This is a genomic window from Pseudomonas sp. NBRC 111143 (genome assembly GCF_001320965.1).
Lineage (GTDB): Bacteria > Pseudomonadota > Gammaproteobacteria > Pseudomonadales > Pseudomonadaceae > Aquipseudomonas > Aquipseudomonas machongensis.
On record NZ_BCBT01000061.1, the window covers coordinates 15,266 to 39,412 of the forward strand.

The 24,147-nt window shown below is 64.1% G+C and carries 27 protein-coding genes; 13 read left to right on the plus strand and 14 right to left on the minus strand.

Going from position 1 to position 24,147, the window contains the following annotated elements; genetic code table 11:
• Positions 1–128: 128 nt before the first annotated feature.
• Entirely contained in the window at positions 129–1,040 is a 912-nt protein-coding gene (locus APH44_RS24615; protein ID WP_054895049.1) for a LysR family transcriptional regulator, read from the plus strand.
• A gap of 179 nt (positions 1,041–1,219) precedes the next feature.
• On the opposite strand, the gene APH44_RS24620 is transcribed toward APH44_RS24615, so the two are convergent.
• Genes APH44_RS24620 through APH44_RS24630 form a run of 3 tightly spaced genes read right to left on the minus strand, consistent with a single transcriptional unit; the run spans position 1,220 to position 3,041 of the window.
• Positions 1,220–1,741, minus strand: a complete 522-nt coding sequence (locus APH44_RS24620; protein ID WP_054895026.1) for a DUF2937 family protein — start codon at positions 1,739–1,741, stop codon at positions 1,220–1,222.
• 9 nt (positions 1,742–1,750) lie between these two features.
• A complete protein-coding gene (locus tag APH44_RS24625; RefSeq protein WP_054895027.1) occupies positions 1,751–2,518 on the minus strand; it encodes a class II glutamine amidotransferase in 768 nt (255 codons plus the stop codon).
• Positions 2,519–2,534: 16 nt separating this feature from the next.
• Positions 2,535–3,041: a hypothetical protein gene (locus tag APH44_RS24630; RefSeq protein WP_054895028.1), complete on the minus strand. Its 507-nt coding sequence runs from the start codon at positions 3,039–3,041 to the stop codon at positions 2,535–2,537.
• A gap of 170 nt (positions 3,042–3,211) precedes the next feature.
• On the opposite strand from APH44_RS24630, the gene APH44_RS24635 reads away from it, so the two are divergent.
• Both APH44_RS24635 and APH44_RS24640 read left to right on the plus strand, forming a co-directional pair.
• The gene (locus APH44_RS24635) at positions 3,212–5,254 is read left to right on the plus strand and encodes a S9 family peptidase (protein WP_054895029.1); all 2,043 of its coding nucleotides are present in this window, start codon (positions 3,212–3,214) and stop codon (positions 5,252–5,254) included.
• A gap of 98 nt (positions 5,255–5,352) precedes the next feature.
• Complete coding sequence (locus tag APH44_RS24640) at positions 5,353–5,826, plus strand: cyclic nucleotide-binding domain-containing protein (protein WP_054895030.1); 474 nt, start codon at positions 5,353–5,355, stop codon at positions 5,824–5,826.
• A gap of 169 nt (positions 5,827–5,995) precedes the next feature.
• On the opposite strand, the gene APH44_RS24645 is transcribed toward APH44_RS24640, so the two are convergent.
• Entirely contained in the window at positions 5,996–6,265 is a 270-nt protein-coding gene (locus APH44_RS24645) for a hypothetical protein (protein WP_054895031.1), read from the minus strand.
• Positions 6,266–6,396: 131 nt separating this feature from the next.
• Between APH44_RS24645 and APH44_RS24650 the strand changes: the two genes are divergently transcribed.
• The 3 genes from APH44_RS24650 to APH44_RS24660 all read left to right on the plus strand — a co-directional run bounded on the left by APH44_RS24650 (position 6,397) and on the right by APH44_RS24660 (position 7,734).
• The gene (locus tag APH44_RS24650) at positions 6,397–6,768 is read left to right on the plus strand and encodes a YajD family HNH nuclease (protein ID WP_054895032.1); all 372 of its coding nucleotides are present in this window, start codon (positions 6,397–6,399) and stop codon (positions 6,766–6,768) included.
• A gap of 73 nt (positions 6,769–6,841) precedes the next feature.
• Positions 6,842–7,312: an RNA methyltransferase gene (locus tag APH44_RS24655; protein ID WP_054895033.1), complete on the plus strand. Its 471-nt coding sequence runs from the start codon at positions 6,842–6,844 to the stop codon at positions 7,310–7,312.
• 80 nt (positions 7,313–7,392) lie between these two features.
• The gene (locus APH44_RS24660) at positions 7,393–7,734 is read left to right on the plus strand and encodes a DUF2892 domain-containing protein (protein ID WP_054895034.1); all 342 of its coding nucleotides are present in this window, start codon (positions 7,393–7,395) and stop codon (positions 7,732–7,734) included.
• A 101-nt stretch (positions 7,735–7,835) separates the two neighbouring features.
• On the opposite strand, the gene APH44_RS24665 is transcribed toward APH44_RS24660, so the two are convergent.
• Both APH44_RS24665 and APH44_RS24670 read right to left on the minus strand, forming a co-directional pair.
• Positions 7,836–9,044, minus strand: coding sequence for a hypothetical protein (locus APH44_RS24665; protein WP_054895035.1), 1,209 nt, complete (start codon positions 9,042–9,044; stop codon positions 7,836–7,838).
• Between the two features lie 40 nt (positions 9,045–9,084).
• Complete coding sequence (locus APH44_RS24670) at positions 9,085–9,534, minus strand: YcgN family cysteine cluster protein (protein ID WP_054895036.1); 450 nt, start codon at positions 9,532–9,534, stop codon at positions 9,085–9,087.
• Between the two features lie 147 nt (positions 9,535–9,681).
• Between APH44_RS24670 and APH44_RS24675 the strand changes: the two genes are divergently transcribed.
• A complete protein-coding gene (locus tag APH44_RS24675) occupies positions 9,682–10,275 on the plus strand; it encodes a nitroreductase family protein (protein ID WP_054895037.1) in 594 nt (197 codons plus the stop codon).
• 54 nt (positions 10,276–10,329) lie between these two features.
• Here the strand turns inward: APH44_RS24675 and APH44_RS24680 are convergent, their stop codons facing one another.
• The 4 genes from APH44_RS24680 to APH44_RS24695 form a co-directional block, all read right to left on the minus strand.
• A complete protein-coding gene (locus tag APH44_RS24680; RefSeq protein ID WP_054895038.1) occupies positions 10,330–11,262 on the minus strand; it encodes a D-2-hydroxyacid dehydrogenase in 933 nt (310 codons plus the stop codon).
• 73 nt (positions 11,263–11,335) lie between these two features.
• On the minus strand, positions 11,336–11,629 hold the full coding sequence (locus APH44_RS24685; RefSeq protein WP_054895039.1) for a YcgL domain-containing protein: 294 nt from the start codon (positions 11,627–11,629) through the stop codon (positions 11,336–11,338).
• Positions 11,626–12,759: a ribonuclease D gene (rnd, locus tag APH44_RS24690; protein ID WP_054895050.1), complete on the minus strand. Its 1,134-nt coding sequence runs from the start codon at positions 12,757–12,759 to the stop codon at positions 11,626–11,628. Before rnd ends, APH44_RS24685 begins: the two co-directional genes overlap by 4 nt.
• 103 nt (positions 12,760–12,862) lie before the next feature.
• Positions 12,863–14,500, minus strand: coding sequence for a phosphoethanolamine transferase (locus tag APH44_RS24695; RefSeq protein WP_054895040.1), 1,638 nt, complete (start codon positions 14,498–14,500; stop codon positions 12,863–12,865).
• 277 nt (positions 14,501–14,777) lie between these two features.
• Between APH44_RS24695 and APH44_RS24700 the strand changes: the two genes are divergently transcribed.
• Entirely contained in the window at positions 14,778–15,014 is a 237-nt protein-coding gene (locus tag APH44_RS24700) for a YdcH family protein (RefSeq protein ID WP_054895041.1), read from the plus strand.
• Between the two features lie 54 nt (positions 15,015–15,068).
• Here the strand turns inward: APH44_RS24700 and APH44_RS24705 are convergent, their stop codons facing one another.
• On the minus strand, positions 15,069–16,238 hold the full coding sequence (locus APH44_RS24705) for a PLP-dependent aspartate aminotransferase family protein (RefSeq protein WP_054895042.1): 1,170 nt from the start codon (positions 16,236–16,238) through the stop codon (positions 15,069–15,071).
• A gap of 152 nt (positions 16,239–16,390) precedes the next feature.
• On the opposite strand from APH44_RS24705, the gene APH44_RS24710 reads away from it, so the two are divergent.
• From APH44_RS24710 to APH44_RS24720, 3 genes are all read left to right on the plus strand, one after another.
• Positions 16,391–16,849, plus strand: coding sequence for an Lrp/AsnC family transcriptional regulator (locus APH44_RS24710; RefSeq protein ID WP_054895043.1), 459 nt, complete (start codon positions 16,391–16,393; stop codon positions 16,847–16,849).
• 144 nt (positions 16,850–16,993) lie between these two features.
• Entirely contained in the window at positions 16,994–17,998 is a 1,005-nt protein-coding gene (moaA, locus tag APH44_RS24715) for a GTP 3',8-cyclase MoaA (RefSeq protein ID WP_081255212.1), read from the plus strand.
• A 21-nt stretch (positions 17,999–18,019) separates the two neighbouring features.
• Complete coding sequence (locus tag APH44_RS24720) at positions 18,020–18,916, plus strand: bestrophin family protein (protein WP_054895044.1); 897 nt, start codon at positions 18,020–18,022, stop codon at positions 18,914–18,916.
• A 69-nt stretch (positions 18,917–18,985) separates the two neighbouring features.
• Here APH44_RS24720 and moaB read toward each other — a convergent pair whose 3' ends face one another.
• Positions 18,986–19,525 (minus strand): molybdenum cofactor biosynthesis protein B, encoded by a 540-nt coding sequence (gene moaB, locus APH44_RS24725; RefSeq protein ID WP_054895045.1) that lies wholly within the window; start codon positions 19,523–19,525, stop codon positions 18,986–18,988.
• A gap of 109 nt (positions 19,526–19,634) precedes the next feature.
• Here moaB and APH44_RS24730 point away from each other — a divergent pair, with 109 nt between their 5' ends.
• Complete coding sequence (locus APH44_RS24730) at positions 19,635–20,522, plus strand: LysR family transcriptional regulator (RefSeq protein ID WP_054895046.1); 888 nt, start codon at positions 19,635–19,637, stop codon at positions 20,520–20,522.
• Positions 20,523–20,528: 6 nt separating this feature from the next.
• Here APH44_RS24730 and APH44_RS24735 read toward each other — a convergent pair whose 3' ends face one another.
• Together APH44_RS24735 and APH44_RS24740 are read right to left on the minus strand one after the other, a co-directional pair.
• Positions 20,529–21,389, minus strand: coding sequence for an alpha/beta fold hydrolase (locus APH44_RS24735; protein ID WP_256216415.1), 861 nt, complete (start codon positions 21,387–21,389; stop codon positions 20,529–20,531).
• A gap of 79 nt (positions 21,390–21,468) precedes the next feature.
• Positions 21,469–22,359 (minus strand): LysR family transcriptional regulator, encoded by an 891-nt coding sequence (locus tag APH44_RS24740; protein ID WP_054895047.1) that lies wholly within the window; start codon positions 22,357–22,359, stop codon positions 21,469–21,471.
• A 154-nt stretch (positions 22,360–22,513) separates the two neighbouring features.
• Between APH44_RS24740 and APH44_RS24745 the strand changes: the two genes are divergently transcribed.
• Positions 22,514–23,254: an SDR family oxidoreductase gene (locus tag APH44_RS24745; protein WP_054895048.1), complete on the plus strand. Its 741-nt coding sequence runs from the start codon at positions 22,514–22,516 to the stop codon at positions 23,252–23,254.
• Positions 23,255–24,147: the final 893 nt, after the last annotated feature.

Here is a 24,147-nt window from a genome sequence, read left to right on the forward strand (position 1 = left end):
TGTTTGAGGAACGACTGCGTGTTCGCGGCCTGGACGCTATTGTTCAAAGCCCGCGCAACCTGCGTCCAACGAGAAAAACCGTCGGTCTGGAACAAGAAAACCTGATCGCCCAGCCTTGCGAGCACACGATGAACCTGCGATTTCTCGAAACCTTCGTCTGGGTCGCCCGGCTCAAGAGCTTTCGCCTCACCGCCGAGAAGCTGTTCACCACCCAGGCCTCGGTGTCCAGCCGCATCGCCGCACTGGAGGCCGACCTCGGCGTGAAGCTGCTGCTGCGCGACTCGCGCGGTGTCAGCCTGACCCCGGAAGGCAGCAAGGTGCTGGAGTACGCCGAGCGCATGCTCGACACCGCCAAGGCGATGAAACAGTCGCTGGGCGGCGAACGGGCGGTGGTCGGCCGGATCCGCCTGGGGGTCATGGACACGGTGATCCACACCTGGATGAGCGCCTTGGTGGCCGAGTTGACCGAGCGCTACCCGCAGGTTGAAATCGAGTTGGTCGCCGACACCTCGCTGAACCTGCGCGACCAGTTGCAGAAGGGGTTTCTCGACGTGATCCTGCAGACCGACCTGCTGCGCCAGGAAAGCATCCGCAGCCTGGACCTGGCGCGCTATCCCATGGGCTGGATCGTCGCCACCGGCTCACCGCACCATCGCGACTATGCGTCGCTGGCAGAACTGGCGCGCGAGCGGATCATCACCTTTTCGCGCAACTCCCGGCCGCATCAGGAGGTGTTCAGCCTGCTGCAGAGCGCGGGGAGCGAGACGCCTCGGCTGAACTGCGTGAACTCGGTGTCGGCAATCACCCGGCTGCTGCGCGATGGCTTCGGTATCGGCGCCCTGCCCCCGGCGCTGGTCGCCGCAGAGCTGGCACGCGGCGAGCTGGTGCTGCTGACCGGGCTGCAGCCACCGCCTAGCCTGGAGTTGGTGGTGTCGTGGCAGACCGGGGTGGAACTGGTCGATGAAGTGGTGGGGTTGTGCCGGCAGGTGCTGGGGCGCTATGCGCAGGATGTGGGGAGGCAGCGGATCGTGCTGGTCTGAGCCAGGCAGTGTCAGTGTCGGCCCTATCGCGGGACAAGCCCGCTCCCACAGGGATTGAGCTGGCCTTTAGATTTTGAACAGGACAGTAGCTCCCGAAGGTCCAACACTGTGAGAGCGGCGGTTCGCCGCTGCGACTCGTCCCGCGATGAGGCCCGCCCCGGCAACAAAATAGCTGCAATCTAGCGCCAGCTTTCCTTCACCGCCCGGCGCCGCCCGCCCAGGATCACCCAGCCGATCCCCAGCAACAGGCTCTCGACCAGGAACGCCAGCAGGAAGCCGCTGGCGATCCCCCAGCCGATCGCCTCGGGCACCAGCAGGATCTGGTAGCTGTAGCCCTTGAGCGTCTCTTCACGCAGCTGCGGATCGGCCTGCACCAGCACATGCCAACTGCGGCTGGCCCAACTGCCTTGCAGCGCCTGCCATTCGTTTTCCAGCAACTGGTTGCGAATCACCAGGCTTTCGATGCTGTTGGCGTCACTGTTGAACACCGGGTCGTCACTGGTGCGGTAATGGCGCACCAACGCCTGCAGATCACCTTTGAAGAAGCGCTCGGCAGTTTCCTGGAAACCCGCCAGCGCTTCGCGCGACTCGAGCATGTGGGCCTCGACCCGCTGGCTGTAGTCCTTGACCAGGCCAGGCACCTGGACACCGGCCAGCAGGCCGAAGGTGAACAGCAGCAACCGCAGGTAACTTCTGAACATGCTCTGTCCTTAGCCTTTGGCGACGCACTCGCCGTGCCGCCACAGGGCCCATTGACCCGGCTCGTAACGCTGCCAGGTCTCGTTTTCGGTCAGGGCCTCGGTGGCGATCACCGTGACCACGTCATTGGGCGTGGTTTCCGATTGAAAATCCACGATCAGGTCGACATCCTTCAACCGTGCGGCACCAAAAGGTGCGCGCCGGGTAATATGTACCAGCTTGGTCGAACAGAAGCAGAACAGCCAGTCGCCGTCGCTGAGCAGGCAGTTGAACACGCCCTTCGCACGATACCCGGCGCAGGCCTCGACCAGCACCGGCAGCAGCGCCTCGACCTCCACTGGTTCAGGGAATGCCGCACGCACGCGGTTGAGCAGGTCGCAGAAGGCCGCCTCGCTGTCGGTGTCGCCGACCGGGCGGTAGAACGTCTTCTCGCCACTGAAATCGGCGAGCTGGCCATTGTGCGCGAAGCACCAGTTGCGCCCCCAGAGCTCACGCACGAAGGGGTGGGTGTTGGACAGGCAGACCTTGCCGACGTTGGCCTGGCGGATATGGCCAATAACCACTTCGCTCTTGATCGGGTAACGCTGCACCAGGTTGGCCACCTCCGACTCGCTGCTCGCGGCCGGGTCCTGAAACAGGCGCAGGCCACGCCCTTCGTAGAAGGCGATGCCCCAGCCGTCGCGGTGCGGACCGGTACGCCCACCACGCTGCATCAGGCCGGTGAAGCTGAAGACGATATCGGTGGGGACATTGGCACTCATGCCCAGCAATTCACACATTGGCGAGGGCTCCGTCCTAGATCCGTGGCTCGACGCGGCCGCCACCATTGCCCGGGCGACGCACCGGGGCGGCAGGGGGCTCTTCACGGTAGCGATCACGACGATCGGCGACGGGCGCGTCGGCCATCACTGCATCGTCTTCGGCCGCCTGGCGCTTGGCGGCGGCCTCGGCCTTCTCGCGGCGCTCACCAGCCCGTTTTTCCAGTGGCCAGCGCACCAGCACGAACAGCAGGTAAAGGCCGAAGGCGATCATCCCGTACATCGCCAGGTCCGAGGCCGCGCGCCAGGCGTTGTTGCCCACCTTGAACGCCAGGTCCAGAGCGGTAATGGCAACGGCCGGGGCAAAGCTGTCCTTGACCGGATCGACAATGGTGGGGGTGAACAGCAGCACGGCAACGATCACCCGCAGCGGCTCGCGCAGCCAGCGCCACATCCAGCCGGTCAGCTTGAAGGCCACCAGCAGGCAACCCAGGGCGGCGACAGCGTAGAGGCCCCAGGCCAGTGTGTAGTCTTGTTCGATCATGGTGTCCGTGCAAGGCAGGCAAAGAGATGCCTATGATAAACACTTTTACGGGCACAGGCGCCTCTTCCCTCTTGAAGCCTGAGCGACCTCTTCGCGGGCAAGCCCGCGTCTACGGACCTGCGATGCTCGCGAAGAGACCGGCACAGACGCCACCAAACCACGGACATCCCATGCATACCAGACCCAAGCCCCCCATCGCCCGCCCTGCCCAAGCCGCCGATCCCTACGCCTGGCTGCAGGAGCGCGACGCCCCAGAAGTGCTGGCCTACCTGGAGCAGGAAAACACCTACCAGCAAGCCTGCCTCGCCGACCAGGCCGAGCTGCGCGAACAGCTGTTCGAAGAGATCAAGGGCCGCATCCTCGAAACCGACCTGTCGCTCCCCTCCCCCTGGGGCCCCTACCTCTACTACACCCGCACCACGGCGGGCGACGAATACCCGCGCCACTACCGCTGCCCGCGCCCGGCCGACGACAGCAACCGCGTCGACGAAAGCGCCGAGCAACTGCTGCTCGACCCCAACGCCCTGGCCAACGGCGGCTTCCTCGCCCTCGGCGCGTTCAATGTCAGCCCCGATCATCGCCTGCTGGCCTACAGCCTCGACACCAGCGGTGACGAGGTCTACACCCTGTACGTCAAGGACCTGGACAGCGGCAGCGTCACCACCCTGCCCTTCGACGACTGCGACGGCAGCCTGACCTGGGCCAACGACAGCCGCACGCTGTTCTTCGCCGAACTGGACGACACCCACCGCCCGTGGCGCCTGCGCCGCCACACATTGGGTGAAACCGACGCCAGCACCGTGTTCGAAGAGCCGGACGGGCGTTTCTTCCTGCACTGCTACCGCGCAAGTTCCGAACGCCAGCTGGTGCTGCTGCTCAACAGCAAGACCACCAGCGAAGCCTGGGTGCTCGATGCCGCCACGCCACAGGCCGACTTCACCTGCCTGGCGCCGCGGGTCGAGGGCCACGAATACTTCCCCGACCACGGCCAGCTCGACGGCCAGTGGCGCTGGTTCATCCGCAGCAACCAGGACGGCATCAACTTCGCCCTGTTCCACGCCCCGGCCGACCAGGTGCCCAGCCGCGCACAATGGCAGGTGCTGGTGCCGCACCGTGACGACATCATGCTCGAAGGCCTGAGCCTGAACGCCTCGGCGCTGTCACTGAGCCTGCGTGAGGGCGGCCTGCCGATCATCGAAGTCCGCCCCCAGGGCCTGCCGGCCTATCGCGTCGAATTGCCCGACGCCGCCTACAGCCTCTACGTGCAGGACAGCCTGGAGTTCTCCAGCACACGCATCCGCCTGCGCTACGAAGCGCTCAACCGGCCGGCCCAGGTCCGCCAACTGGAGCTGGCCAGTGGTGAGCAGCAGGTGCTCAAGCAGACCCCGGTACTCGGTCGCTTCGATGCCGACGACTACGTCAGCCAACGCCTGTGGGCGACCGCCAAGGACGGCACCCAGGTGCCGATCAGCCTGGTGCGCCGCCGTCAGGACCTGGACCGCGAGGTGCCGCTGTACCTCTACGGCTACGGCGCCTATGGCGAGAGCCTCGACCCCTGGTTCTCCCACGCCCGCCTGAGCCTGCTCGAGCGCGGCGTGGCCTTTGCCATCGCCCATGTGCGCGGCGGCGGCGAGCTGGGTGAGGCCTGGTACCGGGCCGGCAAGCAGGAGCACAAGCAGAACAGCTTCGACGACTTCATCGCCTGCGCCGAACACCTGATCGCCCAGGGCGTCACCCGCACCGAGCAACTGGCGATCAGCGGCGGCAGCGCCGGCGGCCTGCTGATGGGCGCAGTGCTCAACCAGCGCCCTGAGCTGTTCCGCTGCGCCATTGCCGAGGTGCCTTTCGTCGATGTGCTCAACACCATGCTCGACCCCGAGCTGCCGCTGACCGTCACCGAGTATGACGAGTGGGGCAACCCCGAGGAGCCTGAGGTGTACGCACGGATCAAGGCCTACGCCCCGTACGAGAACGTCAAGGCCCAGGCTTACCCGGCCATCTTGGTGGTGGCCGGCTACAACGACAGTCGCGTGCAGTACTGGGAGGCGGCCAAGTGGGTAGCGCGCCTGCGCACCTGCAAGACCGACGACAACCTGTTGCTGCTCAAGACCGAAATGGGCGCCGGCCACGGCGGCATGAGCGGGCGCTACCAGGGGCTGAAGGATGTGGCCCTGGAATATGCGTTCGTCTTCAACGAGCTGGGCGTGGTGTAAATCGCGTTTCTTGTTGTCATAGAGTTCTCGCATACCCGTGGCCTCTCCCACAGGGTATGTGGAAGCTCTCAAATACCGGACGACACGAAGAACAACACATGCCCGACCCAAGCCTCCTCAGCGCCGAAATCCGCGACATGCTCATGGACTGCGGCTTGTTCGACAGCCTGCAGCCCAGCGACTTCCAGGCCGTCGCCGGTTACTTCGCCATCACGGCGATGACCGAGGGCCAGACCATCTTCGCCGAAGGCGACGCCGGCACCTTCATGTGCATCCTGCACCGCGGCGTGGTGTCGGTGCGCAAGACCGACGGCAACGGCCAGCAAGTCGAGATCGCGACCTTGCGCAAGGGCCGGGCCTTCGGCGAAATGGCCGTGCTCGACGGCGAACGGCGCTCGGCCAGTTGCGTGGCGGCCAGTGACTGCCAGTTGCTGACGCTGGGCAAGGACTCGCTGGACAAGATGCTCAACGACGCACCGCGCATCGCCGCGCGGGTCATCCGCGCCCAGGCCGTGGCGTTGTCGAAGCGCTTGCGGATGCAAGACGGCCAGCGCCTCTCGCAACAGGTCTAGGCTCTGTATGAAAAGCCTTGATACTCGGTGATGCTGCGTTGAAAACAGCCTGGTGCGCCAGCCCGGTCGGAATGCTCATTTACAACCCGTAAAGTCGAGCGCGACTCCGACCGTTCCTCGGCTGTTTTCGCCTTGCCTGACCTTCGTCTCAAGACCTTTCATACAGAACCTAGTCGTTCTTTTTCGGTGGGTCCTGGGACAGCCCTGGCAACGGCTGGTCCTTTGGCGGCCCAGGCAACGGCATTGGCGGCAGCAACGGCGCGCCGGGCTGGCTGCTGCCGGCCTTCGGTGGCGTGCTCGGGGTAATCTGCGGATAGGGCGTGGGCGTCGGCGTACCCGGTGCACCTGGCACCGGGGTGATGCTGCCCGAAGGCTGCCCGGCGGCATCGGCCAGCGGGGCGGCAAGCAGGAGCAGCGTGGCAAGGATCACAGGCAACATCGGTAACCTCCCGTCCGGAACCTGCCTACAGGCTACGCCCAATTGCGCGCTTTTGCCTGTCCGCCAGGCCCGCAGGCGCGCTAGACTCGATGCATAACCGTCATTGCCCTGATAACGAAAAAGGTAACACCATGAGCTCGGCCTCCAACTCCGCCGCCACCGCCCGCCTCGACCGCATCCTCGCCGACGCCAAGCGCGACAAGGAAATGGGCTACCGCGACAAGGCACTGAAGATGTATCCGCACGTCTGCGGGCGCTGCGCCCGGGAGTTCTCCGGCAAGCGCCTGTCGGAACTGACCGTGCACCACCGCGACCACAACCACGACAACAACCCCCAGGACGGCTCCAACTGGGAGCTGCTGTGCCTGTACTGCCACGACAACGAGCATTCGCGCTACACCGACCAGCAGTATTTCGGCGAAGGCTCGCTGAGCACGCCGAAAACCAATGTCGCCACGCACAACCCCTTCGCCGGCCTGGCTGCCCTGATGAAGAAGGACTGACCGTCGATTCATCCGCCCACGGCGTCGGCTAGCCCGTATAATCGCGCTCTTTTTTTGCGAAGGGCCCCGACTCGTGGCGAACAAACGGTACAGCTGCATCGGCCTGTTCAACCCAAAATCCGCTGAAAACGTAGGCTCGGTGATGCGTGCGGCAGGCTGCTACGGCGTCAACTCGGTGTTCTACACCGGCAAACGCTACGAGCGCGCCCGCGACTTCGTCACCGACACCAAGCGGGTGCACTACGACATCCCGCTGATCGGCATCGACGACCTGCAGCGCATCATCCCGCTGGGCTGTACGCCAGTCGCAGTGGAGCTGGTCGACGGTGCACGGCCACTGCCCGAATACACCCATCCGGACAGGGCGATCTACATCTTCGGCCCGGAGGACGGCAGCCTCGACGAAAGCGTGCGCGCCTGGTGCGAAGAAACCATCTACATCCCCACCCAGGGCTGCATGAACCTGGCCGCGACGGTCAATGTGGTGCTGTATGACCGGCTGGCCAAGGGCTTGAATACTCGCTCCGGGCCCAAGTTCAAGTAACGGGGATCAGGGTAATTGCACTGAACGCCGGGGCAGCCTCCAAGGTCAGCTGATGTACCAACCCACAAGGAGACCTACCCATGCTCGATATCCATTCGGCGTCAGACAGGCATGACCACAACGTCCAGGGCTGGGAGCGCGTCAGCTCACTGGCAGGCGGTGCCCTGATGATCAGCAAAGGGATGCGCCACGGCGGGCTGATCGGCTTGTTGCAGGTAGCGGTGGGCGGCATGGCGCTGGCCCGCGGCATCAAGGGCCACTGCGCGACCAAGGCCTGGTTCCACAAGCATCGCGCGGAGTACAACCGGTTGCATGCCGATATCGAACGCGGGGCAGCTGAATTGAAGGCGCTCAAGGCCAGCGCCGAGGCGGCGACCCGCACGGTGACGGTGACCGGTAAGGATCCGTTGGCTGGGGTCTGAATCGGCGGTGGCCTCTTCGCGGGCAAGCCCGCTCCCACAGATCTCGAGAACACCGCTGAACCTGTGGGAGCGGGCTTGCCCGCGAAGAAGTCACCACCGGCTCAACGCAACAACTTGCTCTCCAGCACCTCGGACTCGCGCCCCAGCACGCTCTCGCTGATCTGGATGAATTCCTCCGTGCTGACACTGGCCATGCGCATCAGCGCGCGCGTGACGTCGTCCAGCGAGCGCTTGTTGTGGCTGTGCAGGCGAATCTCGCGGTCGAGCGCCTGCAGCAATAGCACACCCCTGGCCACCTGCATTGCGTCGGCCTGCTCGGTGCGAAGGGTCTTGACCTTGGCGCCGTCCTTCTGCAACCGCACCTGCAGCGCCTGGTAGCGATCATCGCTGATGCCGCCAGCGCGGCGCAGCACTTCGATGGCGTAGTAGTCGGTCAGGCTCTCGCCCAGCCAGTCACTGCGATCACGGTCGTCGATCTGCGCGAACAGTTGCACCAGCTCACGCAGCAGTGGGCTGCTGCCGCTCTCGCTGATCAGTGGGCGTGTGCTGTGCAGGTACAGCGAGTTGCGCGAGGCACGCGCACCGCGCCACATGTCGTCGCGGGCACCGACCACCAGCAGCTTGGGCGGATTGCGCGGGAACACCGCCTGCAACTGCGGCCAGACGAAGGTCATCAGGGTGAGGGTATCCATACGCCGCATGCCCTGCCCCTGCGGTGCGGCGACCGTCACCTCGGTATCCCCCAGGCGTGCGCGGCGGCTGCCGAGGTTGCCGGCGAGCATCCAGCCAGTGGGGCGATCGAACAGGCGCGAGACGTTGTCGATACGGAATTTCTGCTTGCCGATGCGCGGCCAGGCCGTCTCGACGCTCTGCCAGCCCGACGGCAGCTCGAAGGCCAGGCGTGTGACCAACTCGGTGCCATCCTGCTGATCGAGACGGGCCGGGGGCACGAGCTGATCGCCGCGAAACAACGCCCAATGCGGCGTGATGCGTGCTTCATGGGCGCTGCCATGGGGCTTCACATCGAGCTGCACGCGGTAGCTGAGGCTGCTCTTGCCTGCACCGGGGTGCCAGACGCCACGGTCCTGCTGCACCTGCCACTGGCCGTCCGCCTTGAAATCGCTGTAGGCGCCCTGCCTGCCCAGGTCGAAGTCCAGGCTGCGCACCGGCGTGCCCTCGGCCAGGGTCAGGCGCACTTCGGCCTGGCCCGTCTGGGGCAACAGGCGCACCTGGTAATCCAGATCGACCTTCTTCGCCCAGGTCGGGAAGCTGGCCGACAGGGCCAGTAGCAACAACAACGGGCGACGCATACAGAAACTCCTTGTTCCCCAGAGGCGCAGGCCAGGCGGATCAGCCGGCGCGAAATATCAGGTGGTCTTCCCAGTCGTCTGCGTCGACATCGTTCTCGCTGAGCATCCGCCCGGACTGGGAAATGCGCTGCTCATGGACCTGCTCGCGGTCGCCGCAGACCAAGTGGTGCCAGGCTGGCAGGTCCTTGCCCTCGCTGACCAGGCGATAGCCACAGGTGGTCGGCAGCCATTTGAACTGGTCGGCCTTGCCTGGCGTGAGCTGGATGCAGTCGGGCACCTGCTCGAAGCGGTTGGGGTAGTCGCTGCACTGGCAGGTGTTCATGTCCAGCAGTTTGCAGGCGATACGCGTGTAATAGATGCTGTTGTCATCCTCGTCTTCGAGCTTCTGCAGGCAGCATAGCCCGCAGCCGTCGCAGAGCGACTCCCATTCCTGCGGATCGAGCTGGTCGAGGGTCTTGCGCCGCCAGAAGGGCGCGGGGTCGGCGATCATCACACGTTTTCCTGCAATCACTTTGAAGGCCGCGGCGCGCGGCGGCGCCAGTCTAGAGCCTGGCCCGACGCAATGCCATACCGCTTGTCAGTGCCGAACGGACGCAGTAGCGTTCAGGCTTTCCCTCTTCCTTTCGCAGGAGCCCGCATGAGCGCCAATCCCCGCATCGCCGACTATGCCATCAACGAGCAGTTCATCAACCGCTGGTCACCCCGTGCGTTCAACGCAGAGCCGATCAGCGAAGAAACCCTGCTGAGCTTCCTCGAAGCCGCGCGCTGGGCGCCGTCGGCCTATAATTCGCAGCCCTGGCGCTTCCTCTATGCCCGCCGCGACACGCCGAACTGGGAGCGCTTCCTGGAGTTTCTGGTGCCGTTCAACCGCAGCTGGGCGCAGCAGGCCTCGGCGCTGGTGCTGATCCTCTCCAAGACCACCTTCACCGCCCCGGGTGCCAGCGAAGAAACGCCTGCCCTGTGGCACACCTTCGATACAGGTTCGGCCTGGGGGCACCTGGCGCTGCAGGCGAGCATCAGCGGCTGGCACACCCATGGCATGGCCGGGTTCGACCAGGAGCTGGCGCGCAAGGAACTGAAGATCCCCGAAGGTTATGTACTGCACGCGATGGTGGCGATCGGCAAGCTGGGCGACAAGGCCAGCCTGATCGAGGCGCTGCAGGCCCGTGAAGTGCCGAGCCCGCGTCGACCGCTGAGCGAGTTGGCGGCCGAGGGTGATTTCAGTCTCTAAGACTGGGCTGGCCCTATCGCGGGACAAACCTGCGATAGGGCCAGCAGAAGCACCTCAATACCCGCGCGAGAAATCCACTTCACCGCGCAACCCCTGCCCCGCCGCATAGGCCCGGACGTTCTCGACGAACAAGCGCACCATCGCCACCGGCGAGGTAGGCGCCGAACTGTGGCCGGTCAGCAGCAACCCCCAGGCGGTCCAGAACGGATGGCGCTGGGGCAACGGCTCCTGGCGGCAGACATCGATCACGGCACCCGCCAGGTGCCCGCTCTTGAGTGCCTCGACCAGGTCGGCATCGACCACCGCCACACCACGCCCGGCGTTGATGAACAACGCGGTCGGCTTGAAGCACTGGAACAGCGCGGCATCGTACAGGTCATGGGTGGCCGGGGTATCCGGCAGGAGGTTGAGCACGTAATCGACCTCACCGACCAGCCGCGGCAACGCATCCAGCCCCGCCACTTCGACGAACGGCGCCTGCTCGCGCGGGCTGCTGGCCACGCCATACAGGGTCACGCCAAACGGCAGCAGGAACTCGGCAACCCGCTGGCCGATGTCGCCGGTGCCGACGATCAGCACCTTGCGCCCTTCCAGGCTGTTGCCCGGGCGGCCGTCCCAGCGCCGCTCGACCTGGCTGACCAGGCGCGCCAGCACATCGCGCTCGTGGACCAGCATGTAGGTCAGCATGTACTCGGCCATGACCTGGCCAAAGATGCCCACCGCGCGGGTCAGGCGGTAGTCACGTGGCAGGCCGTCGGCCAGCAGCGGCGTGATCCCCGCCCAGGTGGACTGCATCCAGGCCGGCTTGTGGCCCTGGCGCAGCAGGCTGGCGACCAGGTGCGGCTCGCCCAGCCAGATCGGGCATTCAGGGGCTTGGCGCGACAATTCGGCGGAATCGCCACTGGTCAGGACCTCCAGGTCCGGTGCCAGCTCGCCCAGCAGGCGAGCGTAAAGGGCATGATCCTGTTCAGCGATCAGAACGCGCATCTCGATGACAACCTTGCAGAACGACGAAAGCGGCCCGTCGAGGGCCGCCTGGTGATAGGGTTCGCGCCCCGGCTCAGGCCGGATCGTTGCGCCGCAGCAGCTCTTCGGGCAGATGCTCGATGTAGTCGTCGTCCGGTGGCGGCATCTGCAGGTGGTAACCCTGGCTGTCGAGGTTCTCCAACACCTTGACGATGTCCTCGCGGGCCAGCTTGCGCTCGGGGGTCAGCACCAGGTCGAAGGCATGCACCGGCGTACCGAAGAACGGCAACAGGCCCTCGGGCACGCGCTCCAGGCCCTCGGCCTTGAGCACATACAGGTACATTTCGCGCTTGCGCGGGCTTTTGTAGATCGAGCAGATACGTTTCATCGAGTCTCTCCGGCGCCTGCCAGATCATCCAGCAGGGCCTGGCCCATCCGCTCACGGCGCCAGCCGCGCAGCGAATCGGGCAATTGATAGGGGCCATTGGGGTAGCCGCTCTTGAGCAGGGCTTCCAGGGCCTTCTTGCGCAGCATCAGCTCAGGGGCGATCTGCAGGCGCTCGCCTTCGGCCTGGCCGATGGCGCGCAGGCGCTTGAGAATGCCGGCGGCTTCGATCGGCAGCGGCTCGGGCAGCACCGCGGGCCATTGCTCGGCAGGCTGGCTGGCGGCGTTCTTGATCAGCTTGAGCAGCGTTTCGCCGTCCTGGCGGATGGTGCGCGGGTGCATCTCCTCGATCTTGGCCAGCGCCGACAGGCTGTCGGGCTGCCCCTTGGCCATGGGCCACAGCGAGTGCTCCTTGAGGATTCGACTGCGCGGTACATCGCGGCTGCGCGCTTCACGCTCGCGCCAGGCGCACAGCTCGCGCAGCACCGCCAACTGCTGCGGGCCCAGCTTCCAGGCCAGCTTGACGTCGCGGTAAAGAGTTTCAGGCTCGACTTCACGACGCATTTGCGCCACCAGCTCGGCGCCGTCCTCCAGCACCCAGGCGTACTTGTCATCCGACAGGCGCGGACGCAGGGCGGTGAACAGCTCGGCCAGGTGCACGGCATCTTCGGCGGCGTAGCTGACCTGGGTTTCGGACAGCGGACGCTGCAACCAGTCGGAGCGCGTCTCGCCCTTGGGCAACTCGATGCCCAACACGTCCTGGACCAGGCGCGAATAGCCCATCGAGAAACCGATATTCAGGTAGCCCGCGGCCAACTGCGTGTCGAACAGCGGCTGCGGCAGCTTGCCGGTCAGGCGCAGCAGGACTTCGAGGTCTTCGCTGCAGGCGTGCAGTACCTTGACCACGCCGCTGTCTTCGAGCAATTCGCCCAACGGCTGCCAATCGCGGATCAGCAGGGGGTCGATCAGGTAGGCGCTTTGGCCATCGCCGACCTGCACCAGGCCAGCCTTGGGATAGAAGGTATCGACCCGCATGAATTCGGTGTCGACGGCCACGAACGGCAGCGTACGCCACTTCCGGCAGAGTTCGGCCAGGGTCTGGTCGTCACGGATCCAGTGTATTTCGATGGCCACAAGGCTCTCCCACAAACATTGGCGCGCAGTATATACGGCGCGGGCACTGCTCGTGAAACCCGGGCCATCCATGGTGGCGATCAGCGGTAGCGCTGGCGCGCGATCAGTTCCTGGCCGTCAGCCAGGGGCGACACCCCGCAAACATGTCCAGCGACTGCTGGTACACCTCGGTACGCACCTGCAGCAGGCCGAGCATCGAGTGGAACAGGTTGTCCTGGCTCAGCGGCGTGTCACGCATCTTCGACAGGCAGTCGGTATCGACGGCGAAGTCCTGGCGGTAGCTGTCGGAGAACCAGGCCAGCAGCGGGATATGTTTCTGCTGGTCCGGGGCAAGCATGTACGGGGTGCCATGCAGGAACAGGTTGTATTCGCCCAGCGACTCGCCATGGTCGGAGAGGTAGATCATGGCGGTATCGACCTTGTCCTGGTGCTTGCGCAGGGTGTCGATCAGCGACGCCAGCACCTCGTCGGTGTAGACCAGCGTGTTGTCGTAGCTGTTGACGATGTCCTGCTGGCTGCACTGATTCAGGGCGTTGCTGCGGCACACCGGAGTGAAGTGCTCGAAGCCTGCCGGGTAACGCTTGTAGTAGTCAGGGCCATGGCTGCCCATCTGGTGCAGCACCAGCACGGTATCCTTGTCGAGGCTGTCGAGCAGCGCATCGAGGTTCTGCAGCAGGATCTGGTCGTGGCACTCGCCATCGGCGCACAGGACCGGGTCCTTGGCGCTGGTGAGGTTGACGTAGTTGAATCGATCGCAGGTGCCTTTGCAGCCTGACTGGTTATCGCGCCACTGCACCTCGATGCCGGCACGCCCGAGGATATCGAGCAGGCCCTCGCGGCGGCTGGCCAGACTCGGGTCGTAGTCCTTACGCGCCATGCCGGAGAACATGCAAGGCACCGACACGGCCGTCTCGGTCCCGCACGAATGCACATCGGTAAAGCCCAGCAGGCCAGCCTCCTTCGACAGGCGTGGCGTGGTATCGCGGCCATAACCCAGCACACCGAAGTTCTCGGCGCGGGCACTTTCACCCACCACCAGCACGGTCAGCGACTTGCGCTCGTGCTTCTGCCAGGCGGCATCGCGATGGGCATCTTCGCCGTATTTCTGGAAGGGTTTGGCAGCGCTGCCGAGCTTTTCGCTGGCATAGCTGAACGACGCCCCGACGATATTGCTCGGGGTGAGCATCAAGTGCAGTTCGTGGTGATTGCGAAACAGCGACGACAGGCCCTGGTAATTGACCAGCCCGATCGAGCCCAGGGCTGCGACGCAGGCGCCGCTGACGATGAGCTTGCCCATCAGCTCGCGGTGCCAGGGGCGGTAGGCAATGCGTGCCTTCCAGAGCAACAACGACGGCACGACGCCCAACCCCAGCATATAAAGTGCGAACTTCAACGACAGCAAGTCACGCACTTCTTCGATATTGGTTTCGGCGACATTGCGGAACATGCCGGCATCAATAAGTACGCCATATTGATTCATGAAGTAGGCGACACCGGCACCGCTCATGAACAGCACAATCAATACCGGTTTCAATACATACTTGAAGGCCAACAACGTCAATATCAGGTTGAAGGCGAACAACATCAGTACGGCAAACGCCAGGCCTAGCCACAGCCCAACCATGCCGGGGGGCAGGATGGTCTCCAGATGCTCCCAGAGGAACAGGTTGAGGCCGATCAACAGGTAAAGGCTGGCCAGCAGCGTGACCCACTCGGTCCGCAGTGATTTGATTTTCAACATGGCGTTCGCAATCAGAGTTTAGAAGCGACCAGGCGTACCCGGGCGGGCACCTTGGGAAGTTGGCCGAACTGTAGAAAGCGTAGCATCAATTTTTTGTGAAAAAGACGCCAACAATCGGTTGTGATGCGTCTTTCATGATTAATTAAAGTTCATTCAGCTGCCATTCAGCAGCGTTGCGACGCTGCCGCCTCACTCGGCGAACCGCTCCCGCCGTCGGCAAAGGCAGCTATCCTGAAGGATCAGGATTCTTACCAACCCCTGAAACAGAGGTGAAGAGATGCCAGTCCCGCACGATCTGCTAGCCGACCTGCACATTACCGAAGACAAGTTCCAGGCCCTGATCGACAAGGATCAGGACCTGCACAAGCTGCACAAGGAATACAACGCCAAGGACAAGGAAGTGCTGGCCGCCGAAGGCAACGGCACCAACGACGAGGCGGTCAACCGCCTGCGCAAGGAACGTTTGCTGATCAAGGACAAGATCGAACGGATCATTCATCCGCCCAAGGGTTGAGGTCGTTCGTTGCAACGCCATCGCGGGACAAGCCCGCGATGGCGTCAGCCGCCGTTACGCAGAGGCCGCCGCCTGCAACCCCGCCTCGAGGTCGTCGATCAGGTCGCGGTAATCCTCGATCCCCATCGACAAGCGCACCAGGTTCTCGCTGATGCCCATCACGCCTTTCTGCTGCGGGCTGAGCGAGTTGTGCGACATGGTCCAGGAATGGTTGATCATGCTCTCCACACCGCCCAGCGAGTCGGCGAGGACGAAGATCGACAGCGCCTCGACCAGGCGGTTGACCGCCGCCCGGTCCCCCTTCACACGCAGCGCCACCACCGCCCCGCCAGTGCGCATCTGGCGCTGGCACAGCGCATGCTGCGGATGGCTCTCAAGCCCGGGGTAGAACACCTGCTCGACCTGCGGGTGCTGCTCCAGGTACTGCGCCACGCGCAGGGCGTTGGCGCTCTGGCGCTCCATGCGCACATCGAGGGTCTTCAGGCCGCGCAGGGCCAGGTAGCAGTCGAACGGCCCCTGGATCGCACCCACCGCCATGCTGATCTTGCGCAGGCGCGCCAGCAGTTCATGATTGCCCGCCACCACCACCCCGCCGGTCAGGTCGGAATGGCCGCCGATGTATTTGCTCGCCGAGTGCATCACCAGGTCCACCCCCAGGGTGATCGGCTGCTGGTTCCATGGCGAGCAGAAGGTGTTGTCGATGCAGGTGAGGATGCCGCGCTCGCGGGCCAGGTCGCACAGCGGCTTGATGTCCACCAGGTGCAGCAGCGGGTTGGTCGGCGACTCCAGCCAGATCATCTTCGTATTCGGACGGATCGCTGCGGCGACGGCGTCCAGGTCGTTGAGGTCGACATAGGTGGTGGTCAGCCCGGAGGTGTGTGCCCGGTAGTCCTCCATCAGGCGGAAGGTGCCGCCATAGACGCCATTCATCACTACCACGTGGGCATCCTTGGGCAGCAGTTCGAGCACCGTGGCGGTGGCACTCACGCCCGACGCGCAGGCAACCGCACCGACACCCTCTTCCAGGGCTGCGACGCAGGTTTCATAGGCGTGGCGGGTGGGGTTGGAAACACGGCTGTAGGCGTATTCGGGATTGTCATCCAGCCCGCGCTTGATGAACGAGCTGGAGGTGACGATGGCCGGGAAGATAGCGTTGTCGGCGACGCTGGACTGCTCGCCAGCGTGGATGGTGCGAGTGGCGAAATTGCGCGGTTTTTCGGCCATGGTCGGATCCGTTGACTGAAGGGGGTCAGGTAGAAAACTGCCACTATCGCATATCCCGATCCGACCCGCTGCAACTGCGCCGGACGTAGCAAGCGATTCCCCGATTGGGCTACTCTCGAGAAACTTTTTCTGCAAAGCCGCCCCCTATCGCCATGGACAGTTTCGACCAGCACATCCTCACCCTGCTCCAGCGCGACGCCTCGATCTCCCTCAAGGACCTGGCCGAGGCGGTCAACCTGACCACCACGCCCTGCTGGAAACGGGTCAAGCGCCTGGAAGACGAAGGCTATATCCGCGGCCGCGTCGCCTTGCTCGACCCCGAGCGCATCAACCTCGGCCTGAGCGTGTTCGTCCAGCTCAAGACCCAGCGCCACGACAGCGCCTGGCTCGAGCATTTCGCCAGGACCGTGACCAGCTTCGAAGAAGTGATGGAGTTCTATCGCATGTCCGGCGACTGGGACTACATGCTGCGGGTGGTGGTCAGCGACATCGCTGCCTACGACCGCTTCTACAAGAAGCTGATCACCAGCACCGACGGGCTATCGAACATCACCTCCAGCTTTGCCATGGAACAGATCAAGTACACCACGGCGTTTCCGGTGTATCGGTGAGAAGGTCGCAGTAGCGGTCTGATGCGCGCTCACTGATCGCTTGATAGACCAGACCTATCAAACAGTCGGGCAAAGCAATTTGACGCCCGTGCCTGCAGGTTATAGCGTGGACATTACCCCCATCCCACCCTTCCGAGCGCGAACGTGGAACACAGCAGCCAGGCCCTGATCGACGGTTTCAACCGGAAAATCGACTACCTGCGAATGTCGGTGACCGACCGCTGCGACTTCCGCTGCGTCTACTGCATGGCCGAAGACATGCAGTTCCTGCCCCGCCAGCAGATCCTCAGCCTCGAAGAGCTCTACCAGGTCGCCGAACGTTTTGTCGCACTGGGCACCCGCAAGATCCGCCTGACCGGGGGCGAGCCGCTGGTACGCCAGGGCATCGTCGACCTGTGCGGGCGCATCGCCGCCCTGCCCGGCCTGCGCGAGCTGTGCATGACCAGCAATGGCTCGCAGCTTGGCCGCCTGGCCCAGCCGCTGTTCGACGCCGGCGTCACACGCCTGAACATCAGCCTCGACAGCCTCGATGCCCAACGCTTCAAGGCCCTGACCCGCACCGGCGACCTGGCCCAGGTGATCGCCGGCATCGACGCTGCGCGCCAGGCAGGCTTCCGCCGCACCAAGCTCAACTGCGTGGTGCTCAAGGGTCGCAATGACGATGAAATCGTCGACCTGGTGCGCTTTGCCATCGACCGCGAACTGGACATCACCTTCATCGAGGAAATGCCCCTGGGCGTGATCAGCGAGCACGAGCGCGGCGAGTCGTTCTACTCCAGCGACGATGTGCGCGAGCGCCTGGAGCCGCACTTCACCCTGATCGAATCGGCCGAATCCTCCCAAGGCCCGGCCCGCTACTGGCGCCTGGCCGAAGCGCCGCAGACGCGGGTCGGCTTCATCTCGCCGCACAGTCACAACTTCTGCGCCACCTGCAATCGTGTGCGCCTGACAGTCGAAGGCCGGTTGCTGCTGTGCCTGGGCAACGAGCACTCGATGGACCTCAAGCAGGTCCTGCGCAGCCATCCCGATGACAGCGAGCGCCTGGAACAAGCGATTCGCGAGGCCGTGCACCTCAAGCCCTACCGCCATCACTTCGAGGTGGGTGGCGAGGTGCAGATCCTGCGTTTCATGAACATGACCGGCGGCTGATCGGCCGTCTCTGGAACCGCCTTGATCGTCCATTCCAACACCGACATGCTGCGCATGCTGTTCACCCTGCGCGGCTCGATCGTCAAGCGCATCGCCCTGCGCTGCCTGATGGTGACCTTGCTGGCCGCCCTGATCGTGCTGGTCGAGCGACGTTACCCAGCGCTGTTCTACCCGGTCAGCGCCACGCCCTTCACCCTGCTCGGGTTGTCGCTGTCGATCTTCATGAGCTTTCGCAACAACGCCTGCTACGACCGCTGGTGGGAGGGGCGCAAGGCGTGGGGACGAATGATCATCGAGACCCGTTCGTTCATCCGTGAAAGCGTGGTGATCGCAGATCCGGCCCTGCGACGTGAGCTGCTGCGCAGCCTGTGCGGCTTTGCCCATGCGCTGAACGCGCGCCTGCGCAACGAGGACGAACTGCACGCCGCAAGCCCCTGGATAGCCGAGGGCGCAGTCATTACCAAGCACAATGTCTGCGACGGCATCCTGCGCGAAATCGGCGCACACTGTGCGCGACTGGCCGAACAGCAGCACATCAGCGAATTCCGCTACACCCTGCTCGAGCAACGTCTGTTGGGGCTTTCCGAGGTGCAGGCGACCTGCGAGCGGATCAAGGGCACGCCGCTACCGTTCCCCTATACCCTGCTGCTGCACCGCACCATCTACATCTTCTGCCTGCTGCTGCCGTTCGCCCTGGCCCAACCGCTGGGCTGGCTCGCGCCGCTGTTCACCACCATCGTCAGCTACACGTTCCTTGGCCTGGATGCGATCGGCAACGAGCTGGAAGATCCGTTCGGCCGCGACGAGAACGACCTGCCCACCGACGCCATGGTGCGCACGCTGGAGCGCGATGTGCTGTCGGCGCTGGGCGAGCCCCTGCCACCGGTACTGGAGCCGGTGAAGCATGTGTTGAGCTGAAGCAAGCCCTCGCCTGTAGGAGCGGGCTTTCCCGGGAAGAGGCCCGCCAGACCAACACATCGCTAACGATCAACCCCGACTCTCACACACCCCCACCGCCTTCAGGTGCGGCACGAAGTTGCACGGCCGATGCCGCGCATCCAGTTGCTCCACCAGAATGCCCTCCCACGCGGTGCGGCAGGCGCCGGTCGAGCCCGGCAGGCAGCACACCAACGTACCATTGGCCAGTCCCGCCAACGCCCGGCTCTGCACGGTCGAGGTGCCGATATCGAGAATCGACAGCGCCCGGAACAGCTCGCCGAACCCATCGATGTGCTTGTCCAGCAGGCACTGCACCGCTTCCGGCGTACTGTCACGTCCGGTGAAACCGGTGCCCCCGGTGATCAGCACCACCTGCACCTGCTCATCGGCGATCCAGTTCGCGACCTGGGCGCGGATCTTGTACAGGTCGTCCTTGAGCAACACCCGCGCGACCAGGCGATGGCCAATCTGCACGGAACGGGTGGCCAGCAGCTCGCCGGAGGTGTCGTTGTCGAACGTACGGGTATCGCTGACCGTCAGCACGGCGATATTGAGCGGTACGAACACCGCATCCGGTTTGACACTCACGGGGTTTGTCTCCAAGGGGGATTTTGCGTCACGCTAGAGCCCTGGGGCGCATGCGTCCAATCGATACGACGCACCGTCCGATCAACACCCTCTATCGCCAGGCCGAACCATGGACATCAAGCAGCTCAAGTTCCTCATCGCCCTCGACCAGACCCGCCACTTCGGCCAGGCCGCCGCGCTGTGCCACATCACCCAGCCGACCCTGTCGATGCGCCTGCGCAACCTGGAGGACGAGCTCGACCTGGTGCTGGTCAAGCGCGGCCAGCGTTTCGAGGGCTTCACCGAAGCCGGCGAGCGCATCCTGGCCTGGGCCAAGACCCTGCTCGCCGCCCACGACGGCCTGCAGGCCGAGGCCGCCAGTTGCCGCGGCCAGGTGGTCGGCAGCCTGCGCCTGGGCACCGTGCCGCTGGCCAGCTTCAACCCGATGGAGCTGCTACTGCCGCTGCGCGAGAAATACCCCGAACTGCACTTCCAGCTGAGCTCGCTGAGTTCGGAGCAGATCATCGACGGCCTGAGCCGTAACCAGCTCGACCTGGGCATCTGCTACCTCGACCAGGTCAATGTCAGCTTCTTCGACGTGATCGAGCTGGGCACCACCACCATGGGCCTGCTGCACGATACCCGGCACTTCCAGTTCGACACCGAGCAACTGCGCTGGGAAGACCTCGACGGCCTGCCGCTGGGCCTGCTGAGCAAAGGCATGCACTACCGCCAGTCGCTGGACCTGAGCTTTCGCAGCCGCGGCCTGGAGCCCCAGGCCGTGCTGGAGAGCGACTCGACCTTCCAACTGATCCAGGCACTGAACGCCGGCATCTGCTGCGCGGTGATGCCGCTGGACTGCGGCCTGGAAGATCTGAGCGAACACCTGCGCATCATCCCGGTGGCCGACGCCAGCATTCACAGCCCGGTGGGCCTGCTGCTGCGCCGCAGCGAACCGCGTTCGGCCATCGCCGAACAGTGCTTCGACGAAGCGCGGGCACTGTTCAGCGCAGGCTGAGGCTGCTCAGCGCTTGGCCAGGAAATCCAGCATCACCTTGTTGAACACCTCAGGCTTCTGCAGGAACGCAAAGTGGCTGGTGCCCTCGATGAACTGCAGCTTGGCACCGGGAATGCTCTTGGCGATATAGCGGGAGTGATCAGGCTTGATCGCCTCGTCGTGATCGCCGTCGACGATCAGGGTCGGCGCCTTGATGGTCGCCAGTTGCGCCGGCGTCCAGTTCGGTTGCTGCTGGTACATCTGGGCCAGCGCGGCATTGAGCTTTTCGAAACCGTCCGGCGTCGGCGACAACTGCTTGTACTCGTCGGCGGCACGGGTGATGAAGGTGCCGAAGGCAGGCTTCTTGTCGGCATCCGGGAAGGCGCCGGTCGGGTCGGTGTTGGCGCCGAAGGCGATGATCCGACCGACCTTGTCCGGGTAGCGCATGGCTAGGTCCAGCGCGGTGATGCCACCGTCGCTCCAGCCCACCACATCGGCCTTGCCCAGGCCCAGCTGTTTCATCAGGCCGACCACGTCATCGGCCATGGCGTCGTAGCTCAGCGGCAAGCCATTGGCATTGCTGCGTCCATGGCCACGGGTGTCCACCGAAATGACCTGGTAATGCGTCGACAGCGCCTTGGCCTGGCCGGCCAGGTAGTCGGCATTGGCCGGGCCGCCATGCAGCAGGAACACCGGCGTGCCCTTGCCTTGGATGTGGTAGGCGAGCTGAACGCCATTGACCTCGGCGGTCTTGAACGGCCCTGCAAGGTGTGGCGTGGGCGGCAGGACCTCCCAGCTTTCGGCAGCCTGGGCGGTAGCACCGAGCATCGCCAGGCCAAGGGTGCCGAGAAGCAGAGTGCCGCGGGCAAGGGTACGCAGGTGGGGCATGGTGACGACTCCGGTCGTTGGGGTTTCAGCTCGTAAACGCGCGCCACGCCGGTTTATTCCCTCACCACCCGTCACCCGGTCAGCGACCTTGCCCCAACTGCGCCGCCAACCACTGCGAAAACACCCGCACCCGCGCCGACAGCTGTCGACTCTGGGGGTACACCACCGACACCGGCATCGGCGGTGGCGGGCAGTCCGGCAACAATTCGCGCAGGCTGCCGGCCGCCAGTTCATGGACAATCCGGTAGCGTGGTACCTGAACGATCCCCAGCCCCGAGAGCGCCGCGCCGGTGTACAGGTCAACGCCGGTCACCGAAACCCTCGCGGGCAACAAACGCTCCACCACCTCACGACCGACCCTGAACTCCAGGGGCACCGCCCGCCCGGTGGCGCTGGACAGATAATCCACCGCGAAATGCTGCTGCAAGTCGTCCAGCGTCGCGGGCGTGCCGTGTTGCGCGAGGTACTCGGGGCTTGCCACGGTCACCTGTTCAAGGCTGGCGACCTGTCGGCCGATCAATGACGAATCCTGCAGCAGGCCCGCCCGCAGCACGCAATCCACCCCTTCGCGCACCAGATCGACCAGTCGGTCGTCCTCACCGATGTGCAGGGTGATGTCCGGGTACTGCGCCAGGAACCCACCCAGCGCCGGCATGACGAAATGCTTGGCCAGGGTGCCCTGGAGGTTGACCCGCAGCAGGCCCTTGGGCGGGGCATTGCGAAAGGCGCTTTCGGTCTCCTCGAGGTCCAGCAACAGGCGCACGCATCGGTGGTAGTAGGCCTCGCCATCGTGGGTCATGCGCACATGCCGGGTGGTGCGCTCGAGCAGGCGCACGCCGAGGCGCTGCTCCAGGCGCTTGATCAGGTTGGTGACGGTGGCCCGCGGGATCTGCAGGTCCTCGGCGGCCTGGGAAAAACTGCCGCGCTCGGCGATACGCACGAACACCTGCATTTCCTGGAAGCGATCCATGGACGGGTTCTCCTGGGGGGTGGCGGCTACGCTTGCTTCGCAAGGGAAAGACGCCAAGTCGATAATTAAAGCAAATGGAACACTGATCGCACTTGCCGCGCAATTATCTTTTTTCGCCAACAGTCCACACTCCTTCCCACACCCACTCAGAAGGATGCCCAGCATGACCTCTTCCGTAGCCCTGATCACCGGCGCCTCGCGCGGCATCGGTGCCGCCATCGCCCGCCGCCTCAGCCGTGACGGCTTCGCCGTGGCGATCAACTACGCCAGCAACGATGCCGAAGCCGATGCGCTGGTGGCCGAGATCCGCCAGGCCGGCGGCAAGGCCATCGCCCTCAAGGCCGATGTGTCCAGTGCAGGCCAGGTACAGACCCTGTTCGACACCATCGAGCGGCAATTGGGTCGCATCGATGTGCTGGTCAACAACGCCGGCATCCTCAAGGTCGCGCCCCTGGCGCAGACCAGCGACGAGCTGTACGCCCGCAACTTCGCGATCAACACCCAAGGCGTGTTCAACACCCTGCGCGCTGCCGCGACACGGCTGAACGACGGCGGGCGCATCATCAACCTGACCAGCACCACGCTGGCCCTGAAAATGCCAGGCTACGCCATCTACAACGGCACCAAGGCCGCGGTAGAGGCCTTCACCCAGGTGTTCGCCAAGGAACTGCGCGGTCGCAACATCACCGTCAATGCCGTGGCCCCGGGCCCGGTGGAAACCGAACTGTTCCTGGCCGACAAGACGCCCGAGCAGATCCAGGCCGCCACCCAGGCACCACCCCTGGGCCGCTTGGGCCAGCCAGAGGATATCGCCGGTGTCGTCGCCTTCCTCGCCGGCCCTGACAGCGGCTGGGTCAACGGCCAAATCCTGCGCGCCAACGGTGGCGTGGCCTGAACAGCCGATAACGCCGCCCCACGCCCCTGATCTTCCTGCCTTTTCTGCACCCCGGCCCCCGGGGTGCTGTCATGCGTGGCGGTTTATCGCCACGGCCTGTTGTGGTGCAAAAAAAAGATGGCGCGCGCAACGTTTTCGAGCAATTACTCGAAACTTCCGAACTTTCCCAATAAAAACAGTCGATAACAAATTTCGTACACGTGACTGTATGCGAAAGACGACCGAAGACCCTACCGCAAACCCGCCATTTTTTTCATGACAAAGATGACAACTGCGAAGGTGTTCACAAACTTCGCGATGGCGGATTACCGCCAACTAATAAACGACACAAAAGGATGTTCTAAATAGTCTCCACAGGAGGGTCAGTTTATCCCCACCCAACAATGAATCGCGCCGCGGCCGTGCCTAGAGCACACACTTAATGTCCCTTGCCAGGTATGGCGGGGAACCGCCAGGCGCTGTTCGTTTTTTCTCAGCACACACCGTCATGAACCGTACAGCCCGCGATTTACAAAGCCTCCATGCGCCGTCTTCGTCCTGCAAAGCACGTCCACGGCCTCGCTCATTCGGCAACCCGAACGTCATACGAATGAAACATTCGGAATCCCGAATAAAACAACGACCGACCCCGGCAGTGCGCATCGTTTCGCGAAAGTTCAAGGACGCCCGTTACCTGATGATCATTGGATCCATGGCACGGTACTTGCCAGAATTTGATCCGCTGCGGAGTCCTTCCGCGACGTGCCTTGCGAAAGATGAGCGAACTATGACAAGCGAATGGCCATTGGCTGTCGAAGTTCGCCCGTGCCACCGAGACAGACCTTACGTCGGATCGTGCTGTTTATCCTGAACATGTGAAACAACAAAGGCGCCCTTCAAGACCGCCAATAACT